The following is a 23,195-nucleotide window of genomic DNA, read 5'->3' as shown; positions in this document are numbered from 1 at the left end:
AGCGCGCACATGCAACACCACGCACGTCTCGTCCACCCCCGTTGCCTCGCCCTGCTCGCGCTCGCGGGCGCCTGCCAGGAGATCGATGGCCCGGCGGCGGACGCATCCGACAGCTCGGGGGCCGACACCGAAGGCGCCGATGATCCATCGGCCACCAGCGGCGGAGCGGCCGGCTCCGAAGCCGGCGACGAGCCCGGCACGACCGCCGGTGCCGACAGCAGCGGCGGCGAGACCGACACCGACGGCAGCGTCTGCGGCAACGGCACCATCGATCTCGGCGAGGTCTGCGACGATGCCATCAACGACGGCAGCTACGGCGGCTGCATGCCGGGGTGCCAGGAAATTGCCGCGCGCTGCGGCGATGGTCACGTCGACGCCGAAGAGGCCTGCGACGCCGGCGAGGCCAACGGTGTCTACGGCTTCTGTGCCAGCGACTGCAGCGGCATCGGTGAACACTGCGGCGATGGCACCGCGCAGGACGGCGAGGGATGTGACGACGGCAACCGCACCGACGCCGATGGCTGCAACGTCGATTGTCGGCCCTCGGGCGAGCTGCGGTGGTCGTACTCGCTGGCCACCGACGACGGCGAGTTCTCGGACACGACGGCGATCGCGGTCGCCGTCGACGGCAGCTCGGTGGTCGTGGGGCGACGCGGCGGTGCCACCGAGGATCGCGGCCACATCACGCTGCTCGACGCCAGCGGCTCGCCGTGGTGGGACGACGTGCTCGACTACGGCGACGTCTACACTTCGCCCAACGGCGTCGCGATCCAGGGCGACGGCGGCATCCTCGTGGTCGGCGAGGGCGATGGCGGTGGCTGGCGTCGTCGCTACACCCCCGGCGGGGTCTCGACCGACAGCGAGACCACGCAGAACGTGTGGTGGCGAGCGGTCGACTGCACCGGCGGTCTCGGCTGCGCGGTGGTCGGGTGGGTCGGGTACACCACCGCCATCGAGGTGCTCGACGACGACGGCGTGCCGCTGTGGTCCGGCAGCTCGACCTATCAGGCGACCGACGTGACGGTGTGGCCCGACGGCGACGTCGCCATGGCGGGGGTCCGCACCGCCGATCACGGCTTCGCGCGCCGACTCGCCAGCGGCGGCGCGCAGCAGTGGGCGCTCGCGCCCGACGAGGCCCTGCGCTACACCGCGATCGCGGCCACGCCCAGCGGCACCTCGATCGAGCTCACCGCCGATGACACCGGCACGACGCTGTGGGAACGCGATGCGACGGGCGGCGCGCTGTGGCACTCCGTGCCCACCGCGCACGTCTGGCACGACCTCGCCATCGATGCGCTCGGCGACATCGTTGCGGTCGGCACCGTGGCCGACGACGACGGCACCCCGCACGCGGTCGTCCGCAAGTTCAGCCCCGAAGGCGGCACCCGCTGGACCACCGTCGTCGACGATCTCGACGTCGACCTCACGCACGTCGAGGTCGCGGAGGGCACCGGCCTCATCGTCGCCGCCGGTCGCACCCGCGATGCGGATCCCTACGCGGGTGTCGTGGTCGCGTTCGCACCGTGACCACAGACGCCCGCGCGGGCTGCCGTCGGTGCCCGCTACTGCGCGTTGGCGCCGCCCAGCTCGACGTAGCCGATGTCCGCGTTGACGCCGTACAGCGCCAACCACACCGCCTCCGGCCGGCCGTAGGGGGCGACGTCGATGACCAAGCCGTCGAGGCTCACCGGCGTGTCGCCCATGTACGCCGGATGCTCGCTCAAGGTGCCGAGGTTGGTCTCGACCGCGACGTTCACTGGCGTCCAAAGCCGGACGCTCTGGCCGATCACGCCGTCGATGCGGGCATCGAAGGTCCAGTCGAGCCAGCCATCCTCGCTGGTGAGGTGCACGACGACGTCCATGATCACGCCGTCGTCGCACGGGGCACTGAGGAAGGCGCAGCCGTCGTCGCCACCGGGGCCCTGGCGCACGACGCCGCCTTCGTAGCTGACGTCGAGGTGCAAGATGGTCTCGGGCGCGCCCTCGTGGGCGATCCAGACGAAGCCGGGAAAATCGAGACCGGCGAAGACGGCCACGGCCTCGGCGGGGGTGAAGCCGCGCTCGAGCGGGGTCTCGAAGTCGATCACGACATTCTCGGGGCAGCTGCACTCGAACGGATCACCGCTGCTGCTGCCTGCGCCGCTGCTGCTCCCGGCGGTGTCGCCCGTCGTGCTCGCGTCGGCGCTGTCGCTGGGGTCGATCGTGGTGCCCGCGCTGGTGCTCGCGCTGGTGCTGGCCGTGGTGCTGGCCTGGCTGTCGCCGCCGCTGCCGTCGGCGGTGCCGTCCGTGTCGGCCACCACGACGGATGGTCCGCAGGCGCACAGGCAGGCGCACACGAACATCGATACCCCACGACGACCCACCATGCCCGTAGGATAGCGCATTGCAGGGTGCGCTGGCGCCCCATTCTTCGAGCCGACGACGGCAATGGGTCGCGCTCCGCTCGAGCCGACGCGCCTGGGCAACGCGAGACCGATCACCGTCGCGACCGCGCCGGCAATGCCGAAGGTCCAGCCCACCGTGCAGCAGCGTGACCTCCGAGGTGCCGGCGGGAAAAGCGACCGGTGCGAGACGCGTCGTCCCTCGCGCAGCACGGCGAGCACGTCGGTGTCATCGATCGCGATCGTCGTGCCGCACGTCGGTGGCGCGCGCGAGCGCAGGTGCAGCTCGCGCGGCGACGTGGCGCGCGATCGCGGCGTCCGGCCTCGCCACCGCGACCGATCGACGTGGACGCGCCGTGACACCAAGCCGGCGGGCGACCCAGAGGTTGCCTCGCGTGCCGCCACGCGCGTACCCTGCTCGCCGCGATGCGCGGAGGTCGACGAGGCGCGGACCACTCCGCAGGTACGCGTGCGCACGCAAGTACGCGGCCGGCTCCGCCGGCGCCGACCATGGCGCCCAGCGGCGCTGCCGCGGAGGTGGCGGTCGCCGATCGTGAGCTTCGCGAGCGTAGCGAGCGGCTGCGGCTGCTCGCGCAGGCGCGTGACGAGCACACGGCATCGTTGCTGCCGAGCTCGGAGATCACGTTCGGGGTCTCGCTCGCGATCGACGAGGCGCGTGGTCGCGTCGAGCCCGAGCTGTGGCGTCACCCGGTGGTGCGGATCGCCGCGCTGCGCGTCGGTCTCGATGCGCGTGGGCGCGTCCAGCACGTGCGGCCCGCTCACCTCGATGCGATGACGGCGAGCCCCGGACTGCTGCCGCCCGAGGTCGGGCTCGAGGTGCTCGCGCTATGGCACGGCGCGCGCGCGCTCGAGCGCCGCGTGTTCGGACCGCCGCGCGAGACCGAGGCCGTGTTGCTGCCGCCGGTGCCGGGCTCGGGCACGCTGCTGTCGACGCTCTTCGAGGTGGCGCGCTGCCATGTCAACGACATCGGCGGCCCCCGGCTGATGCGCGGACCGGCTCGCACGGGGCATCCGCAGTGGCGCCTGGCGAGCAACGGGCGCCAAGACCTGGTGTTGGCGCCGCTGCCCGGCGAGCCGCCGTGGGCGGTGTTGCCGGTGGTGCCGCTGCACTACGTCAACACGCAGACCGGGACCTTCGGGCTGCTGCGCTCGGAGATCGGCGACGAGGTGGCGCTCGAGCTCACCACGGCGTTGTCGGTGCCCGCGTCGCTGTCGAGCGCAGTGCCCGACGAGGTCCGGGCGTCGTTGACGAGTGCTGGCTTGCCGCTGCCGCTGCCGCTGCGCCGTGGCGCACCCGAGGCGATCGTCCCGATCGCGAGTGTGCGGCTGACGGGCCGCGACGCCTTCGGCGGGCGCGTGCCGCAGGTGGAGCTATGGTTCGCCTACGGTGGTGTCCGCGTGCGACCGGGCGAGCCCGGCGACGAGGTCATGCATCTGGTCGGCGACACGCTGCACCCGAGCCCGCGCGCCCACGCCTTCGAGCGGGCCGCGATCGCCCGTCTGCGCGAGCTGGGCGCGCCAGAGCGCGTCGATGCCACCGCCACCGTCGCCGACCAGGAGGCGTGGATCGCCTTCGCGCGCGATGCCGTGCCGCGCCTGCGGGCGGAGGGCTTCGACGTCACCGTCGAAGACAGCTTCGAGTGGACCGCGGTCGAGATCGACGGCTGGTACGGCGCGACCGAAGACGCCGACGCCGGCGAGTGGTTCCTCGAGCTCGGCGTGCTGGTCGGCGGCGAGCGCATCAACATCCTGCCCGCGGTCGTCGAGGCGATCCGCGACGGGCGGATCACCCGCGAGCGACTGCAGGTCGAGCACGCCACGGTGCTGCTACCGCTGGCGGATGGCCGCCGCGTGCGGGTCGAGGGCGCGCGCTTGCAGGCGATCGTCGACGTGTTGGTCGAGCTGCACGACCACGACCGATCGCCGCGCGACAAGCTGCGGCTTTCGAGCCTGGACGCCGCGCGCCTCGATGCCCTGACGGACGTGGCCTGGGAGCTGTCGCCGCGGGTCCAGCAAGCGGTCGCGCGGCTGCGGGAGGGGCCGGTTTCGGTGGCGCTGCCGACGGCGCTGCGCGCCGAGCTGCGCGAGTACCAGCGACACGGCTTCGAGTGGCTGCAGTGGCTGCGCGAGGCCGGCCTCGGCGGGATCCTGGCCGACGACATGGGCCTGGGCAAGACCGTACAGGCCCTGACCCACCTGCTCGCCGAGCACGAGGCCGGGCGCATGAAGGCGCCGGCGCTGGTCGTGGTGCCCCGCAGTGTGCTGCGCAACTGGGCCCGTGAGGCCGAGCGCTTCACGCCGGGACTGCGCGTGCTGGTCTACCACGGCCGTGATCGCCATGCCGCGCTGGCCAACGGCGAGCACCAGTTGGTGGTGACCACCTACGCGTTGTTGCAGCGCGACGAGGTGCTGCAGCAGCAGCGCTGGCACACGGTCGTGCTCGACGAGGCGCAGGCGATCAAGAACCCCACCACCAAGGTCGCGCTGGCGGCGATGAAGCTGAACGCGCAGCAGCGGCTGGCCATGACCGGTACGCCGATGGAGAACCACCTCGGCGAGCTGTGGTCGCTGACGAGCTTCGTGAACCCCGGCTTGCTCGGCAACCGCCGACAATTCACGCAGTGGTATCGCACCCCGATCGAGCGCGATGGCGAGGTCGGACGCTTCGACGCACTGTGCCGTCGCATCGCGCCGTTCATGCTGCGCCGAACGAAGACGCAGGTGCTGACCGAGCTGCCGCCCAAGACCGAGGTCGTGATGTACGCCGCGCTCGACGATCGCGAGCGTGATCTCTACGAGTCCGTGCGGCTGACGATGGAGGAGCGCGTGCGCAAGGAGCTGGTCGCCCGCGGGCTGGCCAAGAGCCAGATCGTCGTGCTCGACGCGCTGCTCAAGCTGCGACAGGTGTGCTGCCACGCGCCGCTGACCAAGCTCGCGGCGGCGCGGGCCATCACCCGCGGCAGCAAGCTGACGCTGCTGCTCGACCTACTCGAGCAGCTCGCCGCCGAGGGCCGTCGGACCCTGGTGTTCAGCCAGTTCACGAGCATGCTCGAGGTCATCGGCAAGGAGCTCCACGCCCTCGAAATCCGCTGGAGCACGATCACCGGGCGCACCAGCGATCGTCAGCGCGTGGTCGACGAGTTCCAGCAGGGCAACGTGGCGGTGATGCTGGTCTCGCTCAAGGCCGGCGGCACCGGCCTGAACCTCACCGCAGCCGACACCGTGATCCACTACGACCCGTGGTGGAATCCGGCGGTCGAGGCCCAGGCCAGCGATCGCGCGCACCGCATCGGGCAGGACAAGCCGGTCACGGTCTATCGCCTCATCTGCGAAGGCACCGTCGAGGAGCGCATGGTCGCGCTGCAGGAGCGCAAGGCCGCGCTCGGTCGCGGCATCCAGGAGAGCGCGCAGCGACGCACGCAAGGTGGCCATCGCCTCGACGAACGCGACATCGCGGCCCTGCTCGCGCCGTTGGGTGAGCTCGACCTGCCCGAGTAGCGCCGCGGATCCGCGCTACCCGATCGGCGTCAGCGTGCAGTCGTCCTCGCAGCCGCTGCCGTTCACGCCGTTGGCCTCGCCGGCGTCGCACTCCTCGTGCTCCTCCTCGCGCACGCCATCGCCACACTTGGGGCCCAGGGTGCAGTCGGCGTTGCAGCCGTCGTAGCTGCCGACGTTGAGCGCACCCAGGTCGCATTCCTCGTGCGCGGGATCGAGGACGCCGTCGCCGCAGTAGGGCCCGACGCCGAGGCAGTCGGCGTTGCACATGCCGAAGCCGCCGGTGTTGTTCTCGGTGCCGTCGTCGCAGACCTCGTAGGGCGTGACGACGCCGTCGCCGCAGACCCAGTCGCAGCTCGATGTCTGCGTCACGAAGCCCGACAGCGTGAGCCGGAAGTTCGACGCGGTCGTGTGGCGCTCGGCGTGGAACACCGCGACCTCGTAGACCTTGCCGACCTCGAGCTCGTCGACGCAGGCCTGCACGATGGCCTGCTGCGTGACGTTGGGCTCGACCGCGGGATCGGCCAGGCTCATGGTCGCGCCGACCGCCCCGTGCAGGCCGCCGATGTCGAGGCATAGGTGCCCGTCGACGAACACCCACACGTCGTCGTCACCGCGGAAGGCCAGCTCCTCGGTGCCGGAGAACTCGAACCAGTAGCGGATCTCGGAGGTGAAGTTGAAGTTGTGGCCTTCGTAGAGGATCTCTGGATCGGTCGACGCGGGGTCGGCCCAGCCGCGATCGTCGATCGGGAAGAACGCATTGGAGTCGAACTCGTAGGCGCCCGCGGGTGTCTGCGGCAGGTCGAGCCAGTCGACCACCGCGAGGTTGGTGCCGGGGGTGTCGCGGTACCACTCGAAGAACGACTCGGCGGTGTGGTACGAGGCGTTGTTCGGCACGAACGCTGGGTTGGCGACCGGGCGGCCGTCGTCGGCGAGCAGCAGGTCGACCATGTCGAACGTGATGCCGGAGCCGCTGCCGTTGTTGAAGTCGATGTGGCGTGGATCGGCGGGGTGATTCCAGCCGCGGACGTCGCGGAACAGGATCGGCAGGTGCAGCGTGTCGGGCAGTGCGACGTCCTGCAGCTCGCACGCGAAGCCGGGCTCGACCTCGCAGGTCTCGGAGCAACCATCGCCGGCGAAGTTGTTGCCGTCGTCGCACTCCTCGGTGGTGCCGGGGAGGATGATGCCGTCGCCGCAGATGGCCTCGCAGTCGCCGTGGGCGCAGCTGGGCTCGTTGGTGCACACGGGGCTGCAGCCGTCGTACGGCAGCAGGTTGCCGTCGTCGCAGTGCTCGAGGCCCTGGGCCTGGCCATCGCCGCACTCGGTCGGCAGACACGCGGTGTTCGGCGTCGGGCAGTAGAAGCCGGCTTCGAGCTTGCAGGCGTCGTTGCAGCCGTCGCCCGGTTCGGCGTTGCCGTCGTCGCAGACCTCGAAGCCCGCGAGGATGCCGTCGCCACACATCGCGGCCTGGCACTTGGTGCCGGGCAGCACGCAGCTGTAACCGTCCTCGAGACCACACTGCGCGTCGCAGCCGTCACCAGGTGCGTCGTTGCCGTCGTCGCACAGCTCGGGCGAGTCGACCTTGCCGTCGCCACAGATGATCGGCACGCACGGCAGGCCCGGCACGAGACAGCGAAAGCCGTCCTCGGCGCTGCAGCTCGCATCGCAACCATCGCCCGCGTCGAGGTTGCCGTCGTCGCACGCCTCGGTGGCCCCACGCGCACCGTCTCCGCAGACGTCACCGCCTTCGGTCTCCTCCTCGTCGGTGGTGGAGCTGGTGCCGGTCTCACCGCTGCCGCTGCCGCTGTCGCTGCCGCTGACCGAGATGCCGATGCCGCCCGACGCGTCGGTGTCGGCCTCGGGACTGACCGCCGCGGTGCAGGCCGCGTTGGCGACCGAGGCGACCAGGACTCCTCGAACAGCGACTCTGAAAGCTGGCATTCAGATTACATATAAATCACCATTAGAAAGAGGCACGGGGCTGGGCGAGATTTCGCCCCGCGTGGCCGGAATGCCGTTCGTCAGGCCATGCCGGCGCGTCGGGGCGAGAACCGTGCGCATGCCACGCCCGGGACCGACGCCAGGCCAGCCCGGCCGGCGGTCGGCCCGCGGCGGTCGGGGGTCGTCCGGCGCGGGTGGCCGCGGCGTCGCCGTCAGCAGCCGAGTGCGTCGCAGATGTCCTGCGGCGCACCGAGGGCCTCGCACTGCATCTGCGCGGTCTCGCAGAGACCATCGAGCTGATCCTGCACACAGCCGTCGATGCCGTCGAGGCAGGTGGGGTCGGTCGGATCGGCGTCGATGCAATCGGTCACGTCGTCGAAGCACGCGGTATCGATGCCGGGGATCTCGGGCAGGTCGGGGAGGTCTTCGGGATCGGGGATCTCGATCTCGGGCTCGGCGGCCGCGAGGCAAGCCTCGACCTCGCCCGCGCAGGCTTCGATCGCATCGAGGTCGGCGGCGTTCTGCACACACTGCGTGAGCGCATCGACGCAATCACCGAAGGCGTCTTGGGTGGCGTCGTACTGCTGCACCAACGCCTGGCCGGCGCGGGCGCGGGCGTCGTCGTGATCGTCGCGACCCTGCACGCAGCCTGGGATCGCGAGCGCGAGCGCGGCGACGACGATGGGCGTCCGCAGGACGCAGGGGAGGCGCTCGACGGTGACGGTGACGGGTTGGATGGCGGGCCGAATGATGGATTGGATGCGCATGGTGCCTCTGCTCGCGAACGTTGCTCGTCGCTGGCAACGGGACATTGGTGCGACCGTGGCGGTCATCGTGACGAAAAGTGATCGCGTGCTATCGTGGGTCGCAGGTGATCGTCCGCGTTCGCGTTGCCGAAGCCCTCGCTGCTGCGCTGCGGCTGCACGCGCCGGCGGAAGGTGACGCGGAGCACGGTGGCGCGGCGACGCTGCAGTGGACGGCGCCCGCGGTGTGCCCCGACGAGGCGGCGGTGCGCTCCCGCGTCGAGCAGATCATCGGTCGCCCGCTGCGAGAGGGTGACGAAGCGGTGCGCGTGGTTGCACGCGTGACCGACGACGAACCACCGCAGCTGCAGCTGTCGATCACCAGCGACAGCGGCAGCCGCGAGCGCGTGATCGACGGCCGCGATTGCGCGGAGCTGGCCGAGGTCACGGCGGTGTTGGTGGCGGTGGCGGTGGATCCCTCGGCGAGTCCGTTGCCACCTGCGTCCGCGCCCGCGCCCGCGCCCGCGCCCGCGCCCGCGGCGACCCCTTCGACCGCCGCGACCCCGCGGCCCGAGCCGCGTGCCCAGCGGTCCACGCGGGTACGGCCGGCCGCGTCGGGTGGCGTCGCGGCGAGGCCCGCCGCGACGATCCACGTCGCACCCGGCGTGGGGCTCGGCGCGGTGCCGGGTCCGACTGCAGTGCTGGCGGTCGGCGCCGGCGTGCGGTGGCTGCACGCGCGGATCGACCTCGCGTTCGAGCAGTGGTTCGCACGGCCGGCGACACTCGGCGAGGGCGACGCGGGCGTGGACGTGCGCGCGTTCCGGGTCGGCGTCCGCGGCTGCTACGTGCCCACCGCGGGTCGCGTGGTCGAGCTGCCGCTGTGCGCGGGGCTCTTCGGCGGCGCGATGCGGGGCGACGGCCGCGGTGTGCCGCGCACGAACGCGCAGCGGATCGCGTGGGGCGGCGCACAGCTCGAAGCAGGCCTGATGTTCGCACCGCTGCGCGACCGCCGTTGGTTCGCCGTGGGTCCGATGCTGCGCCTGCAGGCGCCGTTCGTGCGTCCGGCGTTCAGCCTCGATGGCCTCGGTGTGGCGCACCGCACGGGGGTGTTGGGGTTCGTGGGTGCAATCCAGGTCGAGTTGCGTTTTCCTTGACGGGTTGGTGGCTCGGTCGGCCAACACCCAAGACATCGAAGGCCCGACGTTGACCCCCCACGTACCCCCGCTCGAGCTCGTGAGCGACGCTGCCGGCCAGCCCCGGTGGACGTTGACGGCGGTCTACCGCGAGTACCAGGGCTTCGTGTGGCGCTCGCTCTACCACCTGGGCTTGCCGCGGGCGCAGGTCGACGACGCGGTGCAGGACGTCTTCATCGTCGTGCACCGGCGGCTGCCGGAGTTCGACGGCCGCACCACCGTGCGCAACTGGCTGTACGGCATCGCGCGACGGGTCGCGAGCCAGTACCGTCGCGGTGCCGAGCGCAGCGCCCAGCGATTGCGGGTGGTGCCGAGCGCCGAGACGGCGGCGTCGGTCCAGGACGCCGGCACGCCCGAGCGCTTCGAGGCCGCCCAGCTGGTGCGGCAGTTCCTCGACGAGCTCGACGAGGACAAGCGCGAGGTGTTCCTGCTCGCGGAGCTCGAGGGCATGAGCGCGGGCGAGGTCGCCGACGCGCTCGAGCTCAACGTCAACACCGTGTACGCGCGCCTGCGGGCGGCGCGACTCAAGTTCGAGAAGGCCGTCGCGCGCCACGAGGCGCGCTCGCGTCGCGAGGTGCGGACATGAGCCGCGCACCCGAGCCCAGCCCCGCCGCCAAGGCGCTGCTCGCCGGCTATGGCGCGCACGTCGACTCGCTGCAGGTCAGCGGCGACGCCGAGCTGCGGCTACAGTCGATCCTCCGGCGCATCGATCGCGGCGAGGCGCCGCTGCCGTTGCTCGACGCGCCATCGGCCGCGCGCCCGCGGCGGGTGATGGTGCTGGCGATTGCGGCCGTGGGCACGGTCGCCGCCATCGCGGCCGCGGTGGCGCTGTGGCTGCCGCGCGCAGGCCTGTGGGATGCGACCGCGGCCACGGCGGTCGATCCTCAGGCGGCGTACCAGCACGGCGATGGCGGAGACGACGGTGCGCTCGAAGAGCACGCCGGCCGCCAAGCGACGCACGACGCAGCGGCAGCGACGGGCCCGCGCGTGCCCGCGATCGCGTCGCCAGCCGTCGAGGCGTCGGCGTCCACGGCGTCGGCCGTCGTCGCGGTGCCGAGCGCAACGCCGAGCGTTGCCGAGGCGACGCCGCTGCCGCGGACCCGCGCGCGCCCGCGTGGCGCTGCGGCCCGCGTCAGCACGCCGACTGCGACGGACGCCGCCGACCTGCTCGCGCAGGTGCGGGTGCTCGCGCAAGCTCGCACCGCGCTGCGCGATGGTGACGCTGCGGGGGCGCTCGCGCGACTCGAGGCCGATCGCCGCGCACACCCGAGCAGCGAGTATGGCGAGGAGCGCGACCTGTTGGTGGCGTCGGCGCTGTGCGAGCTGGGGCGTCACGGCGACGCTCGGGCGGCGGCCTCGCGTTTCCGTCGCGAGCACCCGGGCTCACCGCTCGCGGCGCGACTGCCGAGCTGCCCCGACGAGCAGCCGTGAGATCGTGCGCGGCGCTGGTCGGCCTGTTGCTCGCCCCGACGGCGTGTGTCGTCACGGCATCGGTCGGCAGCGACGGCGGCACGCGTGGCGACGGCAGCGGTGATGCCGGTGGCACCGTCGCGGGCAGCGACGGCGGCAGCGGGACGGCGGCGGTCACCGGCGACGAGGGCAGCGGTTCGAGCGGTACGCCCGGCAGCGACGGCGGCTCGAGCAGCGATGGCGGCGGCACCGATCTGCTGCAGGCGTGCATGTCGATCGGCATGGGCGGGCCGGTCGATGCGTGCGTGCCCGCGGCCGACGACACCGTGTGTGTCGGCTGCGTGAAGCTCAGTTGCTGTGCCGCGCTGACGGCCTGCGACTCGTTCGCGACCTGCGTGTGCCTGCTGGCCTGCGCCGCCGGGGGCCTGGGGCCCGCGACCTGTGCCGACACCTGCGGCGACCCGGGCTCGGGCTGCGATCTCGGCGGCTGCGGCGAGGCCGAGTGCGAACAGGCGTGCGGCGGCTAGCTCTGGATCAGCTGACCCGGTGCCACGTCTGGGTGCGGTAGAACGGACCCACGGAGCCGCGAACCTTGAGGTCGCCGTCGTCCTCGATCCACAGCTTGCAGTTGTAGGTCTTGCCCTTCTTGGGGTCGAAGATCTTGCCGCCGGACCACTCGTCGTCGTCCTGCTCGAGGCCCCACATGATCACCATGCCGACGATCGGTGCGTCCTTGTCCTCGCCCTCGCACGCGGTGCAGACCGCATCGGGGTTCTGGAACAGCTTGGTCACGCGGCCGTAGAGCTTGCCGTCGCGCTCGTAGATCTTGACCAACGACTTGGCCTCGCCGGTGTCGTCGTCGATGGTCTTCCACACGCCCACGGGCGTGTCGGAGGCCTCGAGGTCGCCGCTGGCGCCCGCGAGCAGACCGAACATGCCCAGGGCCAGGGCGAAGCCGCGCAGTTTGGTGACCAGGTTGGGCTGCTGCATCGTCTTGGTCGCTCCCCGTGCATGGTGAGGCGAGTCGGGCCGTGGTTCACCAACTTCTGCACACGCGGTGCGGATTGGGCGAATCGCCCACGTTCGTACGCAATTCGATCGCGCGGCCGTGGGTCCGATCGGCCGCTGGCTCGCCGTCAGCGGCGCAGCTTGGTGGTGACCGCCAGCCCGAACGGCGCCGCGTGCAGATAGAGCCCGGGCAGCCACAACGGCAGGCCGAAGACGTCCGGGTGGATGTACGAGAAGGCGCCGGTCGCGGAGATCGTCGCCTCGACCACGAGCCCGCACGCCGCCAGCGCGAGCGCGAACCACCAGGTCGGGCGATGTTGCGTGCGAACCAGGAACGCGATCACGTACGCGACCAGCAGCCCGATGGGGTGGGCCTGCCACTGGCCGCTGGCCCAGTACGCGGCCACGAACCAGCTGCCGGCGTCGAGCAGCTCGTGCTCGCGCATGGTCGGCGAGGCGTCGACCCACATGCGCGCGCCGGTGATGGTCGCGACCGTCGCGGCGCCGAACAGCGGCACCACCCACCACGCCTGATCGAACCACAGCGGCGTCGGGTAGTAGAGCACGCCCATGCGCACGTGGATCTGATCGAGCGCGGCGCCGCCGATGCCACCGAGCACGAAGGCGAGGGTGAGGCGTAGCGGCGTCCAGAGTCGGGAGTCGGTCGGGTTCAAGGGGCGCCTTCGTCGCGCGGCACCGGCAAGTGGACGTTGGTGCGCATCGTCGACGGCGATAGGGTACGCCCTCGCGTTGGGCGTCGACCAGGGGTGACGCGTCACATGAAGTTGCGGGTGTGCAGCTCGCTGAGCGCTGCGGCGGCCGCGGGCGCGAAGCCCAGCCGGGTGAGCCGACGCTGTCGGCCACGGTCCATGTCGTGCACGAGCGCCTGCACCTCGGCGTGTCCGCGCGCGATCGCCTGGGGGGTGAGCGAGCCGGCGGCGAGCACCACCAGCGCCTCGAACACGTCGGCGTTCAGGCCCGCGGTGTGGGCGAGTGCGTCGTGGCGGCGGTGCACCGCGGCGGCGAGGCGATCGGCCAGGGTGGGATCGGCGGCGAGGTGGCGCTGCAGATGCGCGAGCCCGAACGCGACGTGGCGGGCCTCGTCCTGCGCCGCCAGCTTGGCGATCGTGCGTGTGATCGGGTCGGGGCCGTGGGCCTCGAGGAACCACAGCAGCGAGAGGAACGAGCCCTCACCCAGCACCGCCAGCAGGAACGAGGCGATCGCGAAGTCGGGCTCCTCCACCAACGTGCGCAGCGAGGCCTGCCCACCGGCGCTGGAGCTGCCGAGCGCGCCGTGGCGCAGCGCCGCGCGCCGCGTGAAGACCTCGATGTGACGGGCCTCGTCGGCGCACTGCACCGCGAGCACCTGCAACACCTCGCGGAAGTGGGGGTGGATCTGCGCGAGGAACCGCGCCGGCACCAACAGCGCCGCGGTCTCGTTCTCGATGAGGTACGTCATGACCTGCACGACCGCGTCCTCGATCGCGTCGTCGTGCACCAGCGCTGTGTCCCACGGGATCGCGCGCGCGGGGTCCCACTGCGCGGCGGCGGCCTGGGCGTACAGGCCCGGCGCCTCGTCGGCCCACACCTCCTCGCGCCGCGCCCACGGGAAGTGCAGCGGTGCGCAGCCGGCCTCGACGCGCGCGCCGCGGGCCGCCAGGCCCCACGACGGCGAGGCCTGCTCGGCGATCGCACCGTCGCGACGCGGATCGACGCCGCCGGTGTCCAGCGCGTCGCGCCACCGCGCCGCGAACACGCTGCCCTTGCGCAGCTCGAAGCCGGCCGCGTCGCTGCCCAGCAACGTGTGGCCGAGCGCGCGGCACCACGGACGCGCCTGCAGCCCGAGGTCGGCCCGCGTGCCGACCACCCGCACGTGGGCGTCGACCGGCAGCGCTCGCAGTCGCCACGCCAGCAGCACCTCGCCGCCGTCGTCGAGCCCGAGTGGGCCGAGCTCGACGAGTGTGGCTTCGCTGCGGCCGGCGTCGCGCTCGCTCATCGGCCGCCGGCGACCTCGTCGAGGAACGGCTGCAGCACGCCGAACGCCGCGCACGCGCGCTCGAGCTGGGCGTAGCCGCTGGTGCGACCGGGCAGCCACGCCTTCAGGCCCTCGAGGTCCATCAGCGTGCGCACCGCTGCGTCGCCGTAGTCCATCGCCAGCAGCAGCTCGACGAAGCGGCGCTGCTGCGGCGCGTCGGCGACATCGGCGAACACGCTGAAGTTACAGTGGTCGTAGGGCGCCGTCGTCGCGAGCACCTTGGTGCCGCCGGTCGGCAGCACGCCCTCACGGGCGAACAGCAGGTGGTTGCCGTCGATCATGCACGCGGCCGCGACCTCGCCGGCCATCAGCGCGCGCGCGGCATCCCGCTCGCCGCCGATGTGATCGCCGTGCTTGCCGACCAGCTCGTCGAAGCGGCGCACCTCGAGGTCGCGCCCGGGCTCGAGCCCGTGCTCGCGCAGCAGCGCCAGCGGGATGAGCGTGGCCTGCGGCGAGTCCGCGGCCCCGACCGCGACGGTCTTGCCGCGCAGCTGCTCGACGGTGTCGACGCCACCACCCTCGCGCACGACCACGAACGAGGTGAGATCGCGATCGCTGTCGCGCATGCACACCGCCCGCACCTCGCGACCGCGCTGCTTGGCCGCGGCCTCGAACTGCAGCCACGCCAGCGGGCTGTTCCACGCCACGTCGATTGCACCCTCGAGGTGCGCGGCGACCTGGCGCTCGTAGTTGGTGAACATCACGACGTCGAACTCGAAGTCGTGGGCGCGGAAGAACTCGCGGAAGCCCTCCCAGATGGTGACCACCTTGGGGTCGTAGGCGACGGCGCCGAGCAACAGTGTCTTGCGTGTCATGACGAACGTGGCTCCGATCCTTGGGTCGCGCGGGGTCAGGCCAGCGGCATCCCGCACAGGGCGCGGCCCATGAACTCGTAGAGGGTGTCGGTGGTGGGCGCCATCACGCTGGCGGCCCGTGCGTCGCGGAAGTAGCGGTCGACGCCGATCTCCTTGCGGAACGCCGCGCCGCCGCAGACTCGCATCGCGAGGTCGAGCACGGAGGTCGCGGTCTCGCCGGCGGCGGCCTTCGACTGCAGCACGCGCAGGCTCGCATCGGCGCGGCCCTCGGCGAGCGCCGCTGCGGTGTCGGCCAGCAGCGTCGCGACACCGTCGGCGGCGAGCTTCATGCGCGCGAGGTAGGCCCGGGTGACCGGGTTGTCGGCCAGGCTCGCGCCGGTGTGCTCGAACTTGGTCGCCGTGCAGTGGGCGATCGATCGTCCGATCGCCGCGTTCATCAGGCCCAGCGAGCACGACGCGTTCAGGACCTGGAAGGTCGGTAGCACCACGCCCATCATCACGTCGAAGCCGGCCCCGTCGGCGCCCAGTCGCGCCGACGCCGGCAGCGACGCGCCGGTGGCGGTGACCGGACACGAGTCGTTGCCGCGCAGGCCCAGGCCATCGAAGCCGCCCGACACCACCACGCCCGGGGTCGTGCGCGGCACCAGCCAGATCGTGCTGGGACCGTCGGCGGCGACTGGCCTCGAGGACCAGACGTAGGTGTCGGCGTGGTGGGCCGAGGTCACCCAGCTCTTCTTGGCGTCGAGGCGCACGCCACCGTCGGCCGCGGTTGCGGTGCTGGTCGGGGCCCAGAACATGCTGCGCGAGCCGACCTCGGAGAACGCGAGCGTGGTGAGCTCCGCGCCGCTGGCGACCGCGCGGCGGCGCTCGACACTGCCGTGGGCCTCGATCACCGCGGTGCCGCACAGGTGCATCGCATAGATCATCGCGGTCGAGCCGCAGGCCCGCGCGACGCGCTCGACCGCGCGCGAGGCCACGCCGAGGCCGAGCGCGAGTCCGCCGACCGATGCGTCGCTCAGGATGCCGAGCGCGCCGAGCTTTGCGAGTGCGTCGATCGACGCGCGGGGGAACTCGCCCTCGGCGTCGACGCGGGCGGCGGCGGGCGCGATCACGTCGTTGGCGACACGATCGATTTCGGCGAGCAGATCGGAGGCGTGGGTAGGCATCGTCGGTGTTCCTTGGGGGTGAGGCGCTGGAGGCAACGCGCGCCGAAGGGCTGCCCGCCCTGCGCGTCGTGCCGCGGGCGGGTCTCGCACGGTCGGGCACCCGGCCGCGCGGTGTGTCGCGGCGTGGCGTGCAGGGTGTCGCGCGGTTCGACCGCAACGGCCGCCGAAGTCTACCCCACGGGCGTCGCCGCCGGTCAAGGCGAGGGCGCCCGTGCTACCTTCAGCGGCGTCGATGCGCTCGATCGTGGCCCCGCACGCCTGCGTGCTCCTCCTGGCGGCCGCCGCGATCGCCTGCGGCGAGTCGTCCAACACCGTGTGCAGCACCATCGGCCCCCGCGGCGGCGTGCTGCAGTCGATCGACAGCGTGCTGACGATCGCAATCCAACCCGACGCGCTCGACGACGACACCAAGTTCTGCGTCGGCCCGTCGACGCTGCCGCCGGCGGTCGACGGTCCGACCTATCTCGTGTCGCCCAACCCGCGGCTGCGCTTCGATGCGCTGGTCAGCTACCGCCACGAGCTGCCCGACGATCTCGACGAGCTCAACGTCGGTCGCATCCGCGCGATCGACTTCGAGAAGGGCAAGGGCGTGTGGCTGTCGCTCGGCGACTGCCGCATCGAGCCCGAGGCGTTTCAGGTGCGCTGTCTCGATCGCGACATCTCGAAGTTCTACGGCCTGCTGGAGGACCTGCGTGGCACCGGCACCGCCAGCGTTGCCGACACCAGCGGCGGCGAGGGCAGCGGCACCACCACCGAGGACCCGACCACCGACTCCGCCGAGGACTCGAGCACCGGCGATCCGCCGATCGACTACCCGCCGGAGTGCGACAGCCTCTTCCGCGGGCCCTACGAGCTGGTCCACGCGGGCACGTTCTTCCAGCCGGTCGGCGCGATGCCCCAGGGCGGCGCCGAAGACCTCGCACCCGACGGCAACGGTGGCTTCGTCGCGCGCGACGGCACCGGGTTGTCGCGGCTCGACGTCACCGGCGCAACCCTCGGCACACCCGACGATCCCGGCTTCACGGTGTTGCCGCTGACCGACGCCGCGAGCTTCGCCAACTCGTCGACGCTCGGCATGCGCTACCTCGCCAACGGCGACCTCGTGATGATGCAGCGCGAGGGAAACTCGCTGCAGATCATGCACCCCGACGGTAGCCTCGAGACGCCGCTGCCGGGGCTCTCGTTCCCCAACGGGGTCTACACCGACACCATGGGCCGGGTGTGGTTCACCGAGTTCCTCGGTGCCCGGGTCTCGCGCTTCGATCCCGCCAGCGGCACCGCGACGATGGTCGCCGACGTGCCCGAGGGCAACGGCGTGCTGTTCGATCCCCTGCGGGGGCTGTTGTTCTACGTCAGCTACACCGACAGCAATCTCTTCCGGCTGCCGATCGACGCCAGCGGCAGCCCCAGCGGCGAGGCCGCGATGGTCACCGACCTCGCGGGCTTCTCCGACGGCATCGCGATGGATGTCTGCGGCAATCTCTACGTCGTCGACAGCGGCGGGGCCGAGGGCGCCAATGGCCGGCTCGATCGCGTGTTCATGGACGACGACGGCATGATGACCGAGGTCGAGGAGATCGCCGGCGTCATCCCCAACGCTCCCGCCAACGCGAACTTCGGCCTCGGGGCCGACTACGGCGCGTTCGAGACCGCGATCTTCATCAGTGGCATCCCCGGCGACGTGCACTACGTCGACCTGCAGATCACCGGGGCTGCGGTGCCGGTGTTGGCGGCCGCACCCGCGAGCGGCTAGCTCGCGGGGCGCACGCGGGCGGTCGCGCCGGCGCGCACCCGGGCGCGCTGCTCGGGCGACAGCGGCAGCGCGGCCTCGATCATCACGATGCGGGTGGCCGAGTCGATCTCGGGTGCCACCGTCTGCACGACGGTGTCGAGCTCGAGGCCCAGCTCGACGAAGCTGACGTGGATCGCCGCGCCCTCGGCGAGCCGCTCGAGCGCGGCCGCGGGCGCGGCGAAGCGCAGCACCAGCTCATCGGAGATGACGTGCACGATGGGTTCGCCGGCGCCCACGATCGCGCCGGCGTCGGCGAGTCGCTCGACCACCACGCCGGCGAACGGTGCCCGCAGCACCGACTTCTCGATGCGCGAGGCAATGAGGTCGGCCTCGGCCCGCCGGGCGGCCGCGTCGGCCCCCGCGCGCTTGCTGCCCAGCGCCGCGCTGCCCTCGTCGTGGCGCAGTCGGCTGAGCTCGTCGTCGGAGACGATGCCCGCGAGCTTGCTGGCGCGCGCGGCCTCGGAGCTCGAGTGCCGCGCCTGCAGGGCCAGGCGTCGCGCCTCCGCCTCGGCCGATCGCACGCCGGCCTGGGCGGAACGCAGCTCGCTGCGCTCGGCGCTGTCGTCGAGCACGACCACCCGGGTGTTCGCCTCGACGCGATCGCCGACCTCCACCAGCACGTCCTGGATGCGGGCGATGTCGTCGGTGGCGAGTCGGATCTCGCGCCGCGGCACCACCACGCCGAGCATCCCGCGGGCGGCGAGGGCGTCGTCGGTGGGGTCCAGCGCCGCAGGCGCAGAGGCGTCGTCGTCGGCCTCGGCGACCATTGCGATGCGGGCGTCCTCGCGGCAACCCACGGGCACGGCCAGCGCGAGCACCACCACCGCGGCCCGCGTGCGCGTCACGGCGTCGACCCCTCGGCCGCGGTCGCGACCAGCTGGCGGCGATAGAGCTGCTGGTAGGTACCGTGTCGCGCGACCAGGTCGGCGTGGGTGCCGACCTCGACCACGCGTCCGTGATCCATCACCACGATGAGATCGGCGCTCATGACCGTACTCAGGCGGTGGGCCACGACGATGCGCGTGCACCGGAGCGTCGCCAGTGCGCTCTGCACCGCGTGCTCGGTGATGGCATCGAGCGCGCTGGTGGCCTCGTCGAGCACCAGCACCGCGGGGTCGAACAGCAGCGCGCGGGCCAGTGCGAGCCGCTGGCGCTGGCCGCCCGACAGCGAAGCGCCGGCGTCGGCGAGCACCGTCTCGTAGCCCATCGGCAGCGCGATGAGGTCGTCGTGCACTGCGGCCAGCCGCGCGGCCGCGATCACCTGATCGAGCGGGACCCCGGGGCGGCCGAGCGCGATGTTGTCGCGCACCGACATCGCGAACAGGGCGGGCTGCTGCGGCACCACACCGAACTGCCGCCGCACCGAGCCGAGATCGAGCGAGTTGAGATCCATCGCGTCGACCAGCACGTGACCCGAGGTGGGCGGGTACAGCCCCAGCAGCAGCTTGGCGAGGGTCGACTTGCCGGCGCCCGAGGGCCCGACGATCGCGACGAACGCACCGGCGGGGATCTCGAGATCGACGTCGAGCACCGCCGGCGCGACGGTGGCGTCGTAGCGGAAGGTGAGCCCGCGGGCCAGCAGCGCGCCGCTCAGCTTGGGCGCCCACGTGGTGGCCCTGCCGTGCTGCTCGGTGGTCGCGCCCAGCACGTCCTCGATGCGGTCGAGGTAGCTGCCGAGCAGCTGCAGCTTGAAGCCGGTGTCGACCAGCGCGGAGACCGGGCCGAGGAATCCGCCCGCCAGCGCCGACAGGCCCAGCATGGTGCCGAGGCTGAGATCGCCGCGCAGTACCAGCAGCGCGCCGGTGCCGAGCACCACCAACGGCGCGGCCACCGAGAACGCCCCCGAGGTCGCGGTGACCAGCGCGTCGAGCCGCGAGCGCGTGAGGGCCACGTTGAGGTGATCGGTGAAGAGGTTCGACCAGCGATCGATCGCGCGGTGCTCGGCGCCCATCGACTTGAGGGTCTCGATGCCGGTCAACATCTCGACCTCGAAGCCGGAGCTGCGGGCCTGCGCCACCAGACCCTCGGCCATCAGCTCGCGCTGCCGACGTCGCACCGCCACGAACAGCAGCGACAACACGCTCGCGAGGCCCAGCACCAGCAGGCCCAGGGTCGGGCTCACCCACACGATGAGCACCAGGTACAGCACCACCATGGTGCCGTCGAGGACCGCCGACAATGCGCTCGAGGTCATGATCTCGCGCACGGTCGAGTTGCTGCCCAGCCGCATCATCAGGTCGCCGGTCGAGCGGCGCTGGAAGTACGACAGCGGCAGCGCCAGCAGGTGATCGACGAAGCCGACCGTGAGCTCGGCGTCGAGCAACGTGCGCAGCTGGACCAGCAGGTTCGAGCGGATCCACGAGGTGAGGAAGTGGAACCCGACCATCAGCGCCAGCCCGCCGGCCAGCACCCACAGCAGGTCGAAATCGCGACGGGGCACCACGCGATCGACCAAGACCGAGGTCAGCAGCGGCAAGCCCAGTGCGAGCACCTGGATCATCGCCGACAGCGTGACGATGCGCAGCCACAGCTCGCGGTGACCCAGCACCTGACGGAACATCGTGCGCGGCCGCGGCGGCGCGCTCGAGGTCGTGAAGCCCTCGCCGGGCTCGAACAGCAGCGCGACACCGGTGAAGCTGTTGGCGAAGCGCGACATCGGCACACGGCGGCGGCCGATCGCCGGGTCGACCAGGACCACGTGGGTGCGCGAGATGCTCTCGAGCACCACGAAGTGGTTGAAGTCCCAGTGGAGGATTGCTCCCCGCGGCAGGCACTCGAGCTCGTCGAGCTCGGCCCGCACCCCGCGACCGCGCAGGCCGAAGTGCCGTGCGGCCTGCAGCAGCGCGACCGCGTCGACGCCGAGCTCGGCCCCGAGCATGCGTCGCAGCTCGTCGAGCGCGATGTGCTTGCCGTGATAGGCCAGCACCATCGCCAACGAGGCCGCGCCGCAGTCCGCGTTGGTGACCTGCTGTACGAACGGGATGTGACGCCCGCGGGCCGTGACGCCGAGTCGCAGCAGCGCGCGGAAGCGGGGCTCGCGGCCGGCGGGCTCGGGCTCCGCGGTCTGGCCGCGCGGCGGCTCGTCGGGGGTCGGCGTCGCCGCGCTCATCGACGACCCGCCGTCCCCGGTAGCACCGACTCGAGCAGCGTGCGCGAGTCGACCTCGATCTCGAGGGCGCCCTGCATGCCGTCGTAGAAGCGATAGCTCCCGTCGTCCGACTCGAACTCGTTGCCGTCGATCGACGCCTCGACCATCACGACCGGGCCGTGCAGCTCGACCGCGCCGTCTTGGTCCTTGCCGAGGAACCGCAGCGCCTCGGCCGGGCCGACCACCTCGTCGGCGATGCTGCGGACCTCGACCGGCACGCGGATGCGCGGGAAGCCGTCGAGCTCGAGCAGCATCCGCGTGCGATCGCCCGACAGCCGCGGGCGCTCGTGGCCGGGTAGCATCGCCACCACCAGCGGTCGCGAGTCGGGGCGATCGACCGCCACCAACGCGTCGCCGGGTTGCACGGCCTGGCCCACGCGCACGCGGATGTCGGAGATGGTGCCGTCTTGCGGCGCCACCAGCACGCGCTCGTCGAGGCGGCTGCGTGCGAGCTTCGCGGCGACGTCGAGCGACGCCAGCTGCTTGCGCAGACCTTCGTCGTCGGGCTCGCGGAGCAGGCGGCCCAGCAGCAGCTCGTACTCGCCGACGGCGTGCTCGAGCTCGGCGCGCTGGGGGCCGTCGTCGAGTCGCAGCAGCACCGCGCCCGCCCGCACGCGTTGACCTGGCTGCACCGGGATCTCCGTCACGCTGCCGGCCGCGAGCGAGGCCAGCACCTGCCGACCTTCCATGCGGATCACCGCCGGGCCGCGGGCGTAGTCGCCGACTCGCACCGTGGCGGCGAACACCGCCGCCGACGCCACCACCAGCCCCACGGCGCGCATGCTCACCGGATCCAACCCGGGACCACGTGCAGCGGACTGCCGAGTGTGGTGCCGCGGCGGTGGGCCTCGATCGCCTGCGCGCGGAACAACGGGCGTGGTTGCTGCGGTGGTGCGATCGCGGGCGCGGCCGCGCCCGCGCTGCCCTGCGCACCGGCGAGCGCCGCCGCATCGTCGACGATCTCGACGCGCTCGCCACGGGGCTCGGCAGGGTGACCGTCGTCGCTCATCGAGAACTCGGCAGGCGTGCCAGGAGCGCGCCGCCGATCGCCGACAGCACGTCGCTGCCCGCCATCGCATCGAAGCCGAGGAACATCGGCGACGAGTTCAGCTCCAAGATGCGATAGCGCCCGTGCCGATCGCCCTTGATGTCCATGCCGGTCCACGATAGCCCCAACGCCGCGGTCGCGTCGACACAGACTTGGGCGTCCGCGGTGGGCAGCTCGATCGGCACGATTCGCTGCTCGTTGGCGCGGAAGTCCAGCGCGTCGGTCTCGATCCGCAGCGCCGCGGCGACGCGGCCGTCGATGACGTAGACCCGCACGTCGTCCCCCGGCAGCAGCTCCTGGAAGCAGACCGGCGCCCCCACCAGGGTCGCCAGGCGCTCGTCACCGAGGTCGCGCGGCTCGACCTTGCGGGTCACCGAGCCGCCCGCGACAGGCTTGTACACGGCCTCGCGGTCGCTGCAGAACGCGCGCACGCGGACGGGATCGTTGCTCCACAATGTGGTCGGTACCGGCAGGCCCGCGTGCGCGAGGATCGACAGCTGGTAGGGCTTGTTGATCGACGCCAGCGACGATGGCGAGTTGTACATCGGCACGCCGGCGGCCTCCCAGCGCTGCAGCACCGCCGACAGCAGCGCGGCGCGCTCGCGATAGGCCATCAACGTGCGCCGCCAGTCGCCGTCCATGTCCTGCTGAGCATCGACGCCGAAGGCGACCGGGTCTTGATAGATGCTGCGCAGGTACACCGCGGCCGGGCGGTGGAGCTGCACGCCGTCGATCTCGATCGCATCGGGTGTGGCGCCGAGACTGACGTGGAGCTCGTGGGGAAATCGCAGCGCGTCGAACAGCAACGGCTCGTGATCGTGCTTGCGCAGCCATGCCGCAATCGCAGCGATGTGTTCGTCCTTCGGAGAGCCGACCAGCACGATGCGGTCGAGGGCAGGGGGGCGCAGGGACGACGCGTGGTTCGACATGACGGGCTCGCGGGCGAAGGGGAGCGCCCCCGGGCTCGGCATCTGCGGCCGGGCCCGAGGGCGTCCGGTT

The 23,195-nt window shown here is 72.1% G+C and carries 20 protein-coding genes; 7 read left to right on the top strand and 13 right to left on the bottom strand.

Going from position 1 to position 23,195, the window contains the following annotated elements; genetic code table 11:
• Positions 1 to 9 precede the first annotated feature (9 nt).
• Positions 10 to 1,527 carry a hypothetical protein gene (locus IPH07_14525; GenBank protein ID MBK6918607.1) on the top strand — a complete coding sequence of 506 codons (1,518 nt, stop codon included), beginning with the start codon at positions 10 to 12 and terminating at the stop codon, positions 1,525 to 1,527.
• Positions 1,528 to 1,562: 35 nt separating this feature from the next.
• On the opposite strand, the gene IPH07_14520 is transcribed toward IPH07_14525, so the two are convergent.
• Complete coding sequence (locus IPH07_14520; protein MBK6918606.1) at positions 1,563 to 2,297, bottom strand: hypothetical protein; 735 nt, start codon at positions 2,295 to 2,297, stop codon at positions 1,563 to 1,565.
• A 594-nt stretch (positions 2,298 to 2,891) separates the two neighbouring features.
• Here IPH07_14520 and IPH07_14515 point away from each other — a divergent pair.
• A complete protein-coding gene (locus IPH07_14515) occupies positions 2,892 to 5,900 on the top strand; it encodes a DEAD/DEAH box helicase (GenBank protein ID MBK6918605.1) in 3,009 nt (1,002 codons plus the stop codon).
• Positions 5,901 to 5,915: 15 nt separating this feature from the next.
• On the opposite strand, the gene IPH07_14510 is transcribed toward IPH07_14515, so the two are convergent.
• Both IPH07_14510 and IPH07_14505 read right to left on the bottom strand, forming a co-directional pair.
• A complete protein-coding gene (locus IPH07_14510) occupies positions 5,916 to 7,838 on the bottom strand; it encodes a DUF4215 domain-containing protein (protein MBK6918604.1) in 1,923 nt (640 codons plus the stop codon).
• Between the two features lie 212 nt (positions 7,839 to 8,050).
• Positions 8,051 to 8,605 carry a hypothetical protein gene (locus tag IPH07_14505; protein MBK6918603.1) on the bottom strand — a complete coding sequence of 185 codons (555 nt, stop codon included), beginning with the start codon at positions 8,603 to 8,605 and terminating at the stop codon, positions 8,051 to 8,053.
• Between the two features lie 104 nt (positions 8,606 to 8,709).
• Between IPH07_14505 and IPH07_14500 the strand changes: the two genes are divergently transcribed.
• From IPH07_14500 to IPH07_14485, 4 genes are read left to right on the top strand one after another with little or no spacing between them, the layout of a single operon-like run.
• Positions 8,710 to 9,735: a hypothetical protein gene (locus IPH07_14500; GenBank protein ID MBK6918602.1), complete on the top strand. Its 1,026-nt coding sequence runs from the start codon at positions 8,710 to 8,712 to the stop codon at positions 9,733 to 9,735.
• Positions 9,736 to 9,784: 49 nt separating this feature from the next.
• Positions 9,785 to 10,360, top strand: a complete 576-nt coding sequence (locus tag IPH07_14495; GenBank protein ID MBK6918601.1) for a sigma-70 family RNA polymerase sigma factor — start codon at positions 9,785 to 9,787, stop codon at positions 10,358 to 10,360.
• Positions 10,357 to 11,205, top strand: coding sequence for a hypothetical protein (locus IPH07_14490; protein MBK6918600.1), 849 nt, complete (start codon positions 10,357 to 10,359; stop codon positions 11,203 to 11,205). The genes IPH07_14495 and IPH07_14490 overlap by 4 nt, the downstream gene beginning before the upstream one ends.
• The gene (locus IPH07_14485; protein MBK6918599.1) at positions 11,202 to 11,711 is read left to right on the top strand and encodes a hypothetical protein; all 510 of its coding nucleotides are present in this window, start codon (positions 11,202 to 11,204) and stop codon (positions 11,709 to 11,711) included. The genes IPH07_14490 and IPH07_14485 overlap by 4 nt, the downstream gene beginning before the upstream one ends.
• Positions 11,712 to 11,718: 7 nt before the next feature.
• Here the strand turns inward: IPH07_14485 and IPH07_14480 are convergent, their stop codons facing one another.
• The 5 genes from IPH07_14480 to IPH07_14460 all read right to left on the bottom strand — a co-directional run bounded on the left by IPH07_14480 (position 11,719) and on the right by IPH07_14460 (position 16,208).
• Positions 11,719 to 12,120 carry a DUF2147 domain-containing protein gene (locus IPH07_14480; GenBank protein MBK6918598.1) on the bottom strand — a complete coding sequence of 134 codons (402 nt, stop codon included), beginning with the start codon at positions 12,118 to 12,120 and terminating at the stop codon, positions 11,719 to 11,721.
• A 200-nt stretch (positions 12,121 to 12,320) separates the two neighbouring features.
• Positions 12,321 to 12,866, bottom strand: coding sequence for a DUF2878 family protein (locus tag IPH07_14475; GenBank protein ID MBK6918597.1), 546 nt, complete (start codon positions 12,864 to 12,866; stop codon positions 12,321 to 12,323).
• Positions 12,867 to 12,967: 101 nt separating this feature from the next.
• The gene (locus tag IPH07_14470) at positions 12,968 to 14,188 is read right to left on the bottom strand and encodes a ferritin-like domain-containing protein (GenBank protein ID MBK6918596.1); all 1,221 of its coding nucleotides are present in this window, start codon (positions 14,186 to 14,188) and stop codon (positions 12,968 to 12,970) included.
• Entirely contained in the window at positions 14,185 to 15,042 is an 858-nt protein-coding gene (locus IPH07_14465) for a PhnD/SsuA/transferrin family substrate-binding protein (protein ID MBK6918595.1), read from the bottom strand. The genes IPH07_14470 and IPH07_14465 overlap by 4 nt, the downstream gene beginning before the upstream one ends.
• Positions 15,043 to 15,077: 35 nt before the next feature.
• Positions 15,078 to 16,208, bottom strand: a complete 1,131-nt coding sequence (locus IPH07_14460; GenBank protein ID MBK6918594.1) for an acyl-CoA/acyl-ACP dehydrogenase — start codon at positions 16,206 to 16,208, stop codon at positions 15,078 to 15,080.
• A gap of 232 nt (positions 16,209 to 16,440) precedes the next feature.
• On the opposite strand from IPH07_14460, the gene IPH07_14455 reads away from it, so the two are divergent.
• The gene (locus tag IPH07_14455; protein ID MBK6918593.1) at positions 16,441 to 17,961 is read left to right on the top strand and encodes a hypothetical protein; all 1,521 of its coding nucleotides are present in this window, start codon (positions 16,441 to 16,443) and stop codon (positions 17,959 to 17,961) included.
• Here IPH07_14455 and IPH07_14450 read toward each other — a convergent pair.
• From IPH07_14450 to IPH07_14430, 5 genes are read right to left on the bottom strand one after another with little or no spacing between them, the layout of a single operon-like run.
• Complete coding sequence (locus IPH07_14450; protein MBK6918592.1) at positions 17,958 to 18,845, bottom strand: HlyD family efflux transporter periplasmic adaptor subunit; 888 nt, start codon at positions 18,843 to 18,845, stop codon at positions 17,958 to 17,960. The two genes, IPH07_14455 and IPH07_14450, sit on opposite strands and share 4 nt — an antisense overlap.
• Positions 18,842 to 21,109 carry a peptidase domain-containing ABC transporter gene (locus IPH07_14445; GenBank protein MBK6918591.1) on the bottom strand — a complete coding sequence of 756 codons (2,268 nt, stop codon included), beginning with the start codon at positions 21,107 to 21,109 and terminating at the stop codon, positions 18,842 to 18,844. The genes IPH07_14450 and IPH07_14445 overlap by 4 nt, the downstream gene beginning before the upstream one ends.
• Positions 21,106 to 21,936: an HlyD family efflux transporter periplasmic adaptor subunit gene (locus tag IPH07_14440; GenBank protein MBK6918590.1), complete on the bottom strand. Its 831-nt coding sequence runs from the start codon at positions 21,934 to 21,936 to the stop codon at positions 21,106 to 21,108. The genes IPH07_14445 and IPH07_14440 overlap by 4 nt, the downstream gene beginning before the upstream one ends.
• On the bottom strand, positions 21,933 to 22,157 hold the full coding sequence (locus IPH07_14435; GenBank protein ID MBK6918589.1) for a hypothetical protein: 225 nt from the start codon (positions 22,155 to 22,157) through the stop codon (positions 21,933 to 21,935). Before IPH07_14435 ends, IPH07_14440 begins: the two co-directional genes overlap by 4 nt.
• Positions 22,154 to 23,125: a hypothetical protein gene (locus IPH07_14430; GenBank protein ID MBK6918588.1), complete on the bottom strand. Its 972-nt coding sequence runs from the start codon at positions 23,123 to 23,125 to the stop codon at positions 22,154 to 22,156. The genes IPH07_14435 and IPH07_14430 overlap by 4 nt, the downstream gene beginning before the upstream one ends.
• Positions 23,126 to 23,195 lie beyond the last annotated feature (70 nt).

This window comes from Deltaproteobacteria bacterium (assembly GCA_016709225.1).
Lineage (GTDB): Bacteria > Myxococcota_A > Polyangia > Nannocystales > Nannocystaceae > Xiheibacterium > Xiheibacterium phototrophicum.
The sequence above is the reverse complement of the archived record's forward strand: the minus strand, read 5'-3'. Positions and strand labels throughout refer to the sequence as shown.

Bases quoted from the DNA above. Each gene is read 5' to 3' on its own strand.
- IPH07_14435 (MBK6918589.1), bottom strand. From the start codon at position 22,157: ATGAGCGACGACGGTCACCCTGCCGAGCCCCGTGGCGAGCGCGTCGAG.
- IPH07_14515 (MBK6918605.1), top strand. From the start codon at position 2,892: ATGGCGCCCAGCGGCGCTGCCGCGGAGGTGGCGGTCGCCGATCGTGAG.
- IPH07_14525 (MBK6918607.1), top strand. From the start codon at position 10: ATGCAACACCACGCACGTCTCGTCCACCCCCGTTGCCTCGCCCTGCTC.
- IPH07_14430 (MBK6918588.1), bottom strand. From the start codon at position 23,125: ATGTCGAACCACGCGTCGTCCCTGCGCCCCCCTGCCCTCGACCGCATC.
- IPH07_14510 (MBK6918604.1), bottom strand. From the start codon at position 7,838: ATGCCAGCTTTCAGAGTCGCTGTTCGAGGAGTCCTGGTCGCCTCGGTC.
- IPH07_14455 (MBK6918593.1), top strand. From the start codon at position 16,441: ATGCGCTCGATCGTGGCCCCGCACGCCTGCGTGCTCCTCCTGGCGGCC.
- IPH07_14465 (MBK6918595.1), bottom strand. From the start codon at position 15,042: ATGACACGCAAGACACTGTTGCTCGGCGCCGTCGCCTACGACCCCAAG.
- IPH07_14445 (MBK6918591.1), bottom strand. From the start codon at position 21,109: ATGAGCGCGGCGACGCCGACCCCCGACGAGCCGCCGCGCGGCCAGACC.
- IPH07_14505 (MBK6918603.1), bottom strand. From the start codon at position 8,605: ATGCGCATCCAATCCATCATTCGGCCCGCCATCCAACCCGTCACCGTC.
- IPH07_14480 (MBK6918598.1), bottom strand. From the start codon at position 12,120: ATGTTCGGTCTGCTCGCGGGCGCCAGCGGCGACCTCGAGGCCTCCGAC.
- IPH07_14460 (MBK6918594.1), bottom strand. From the start codon at position 16,208: ATGCCTACCCACGCCTCCGATCTGCTCGCCGAAATCGATCGTGTCGCC.
- IPH07_14490 (MBK6918600.1), top strand. From the start codon at position 10,357: ATGAGCCGCGCACCCGAGCCCAGCCCCGCCGCCAAGGCGCTGCTCGCC.
- IPH07_14470 (MBK6918596.1), bottom strand. From the start codon at position 14,188: ATGAGCGAGCGCGACGCCGGCCGCAGCGAAGCCACACTCGTCGAGCTC.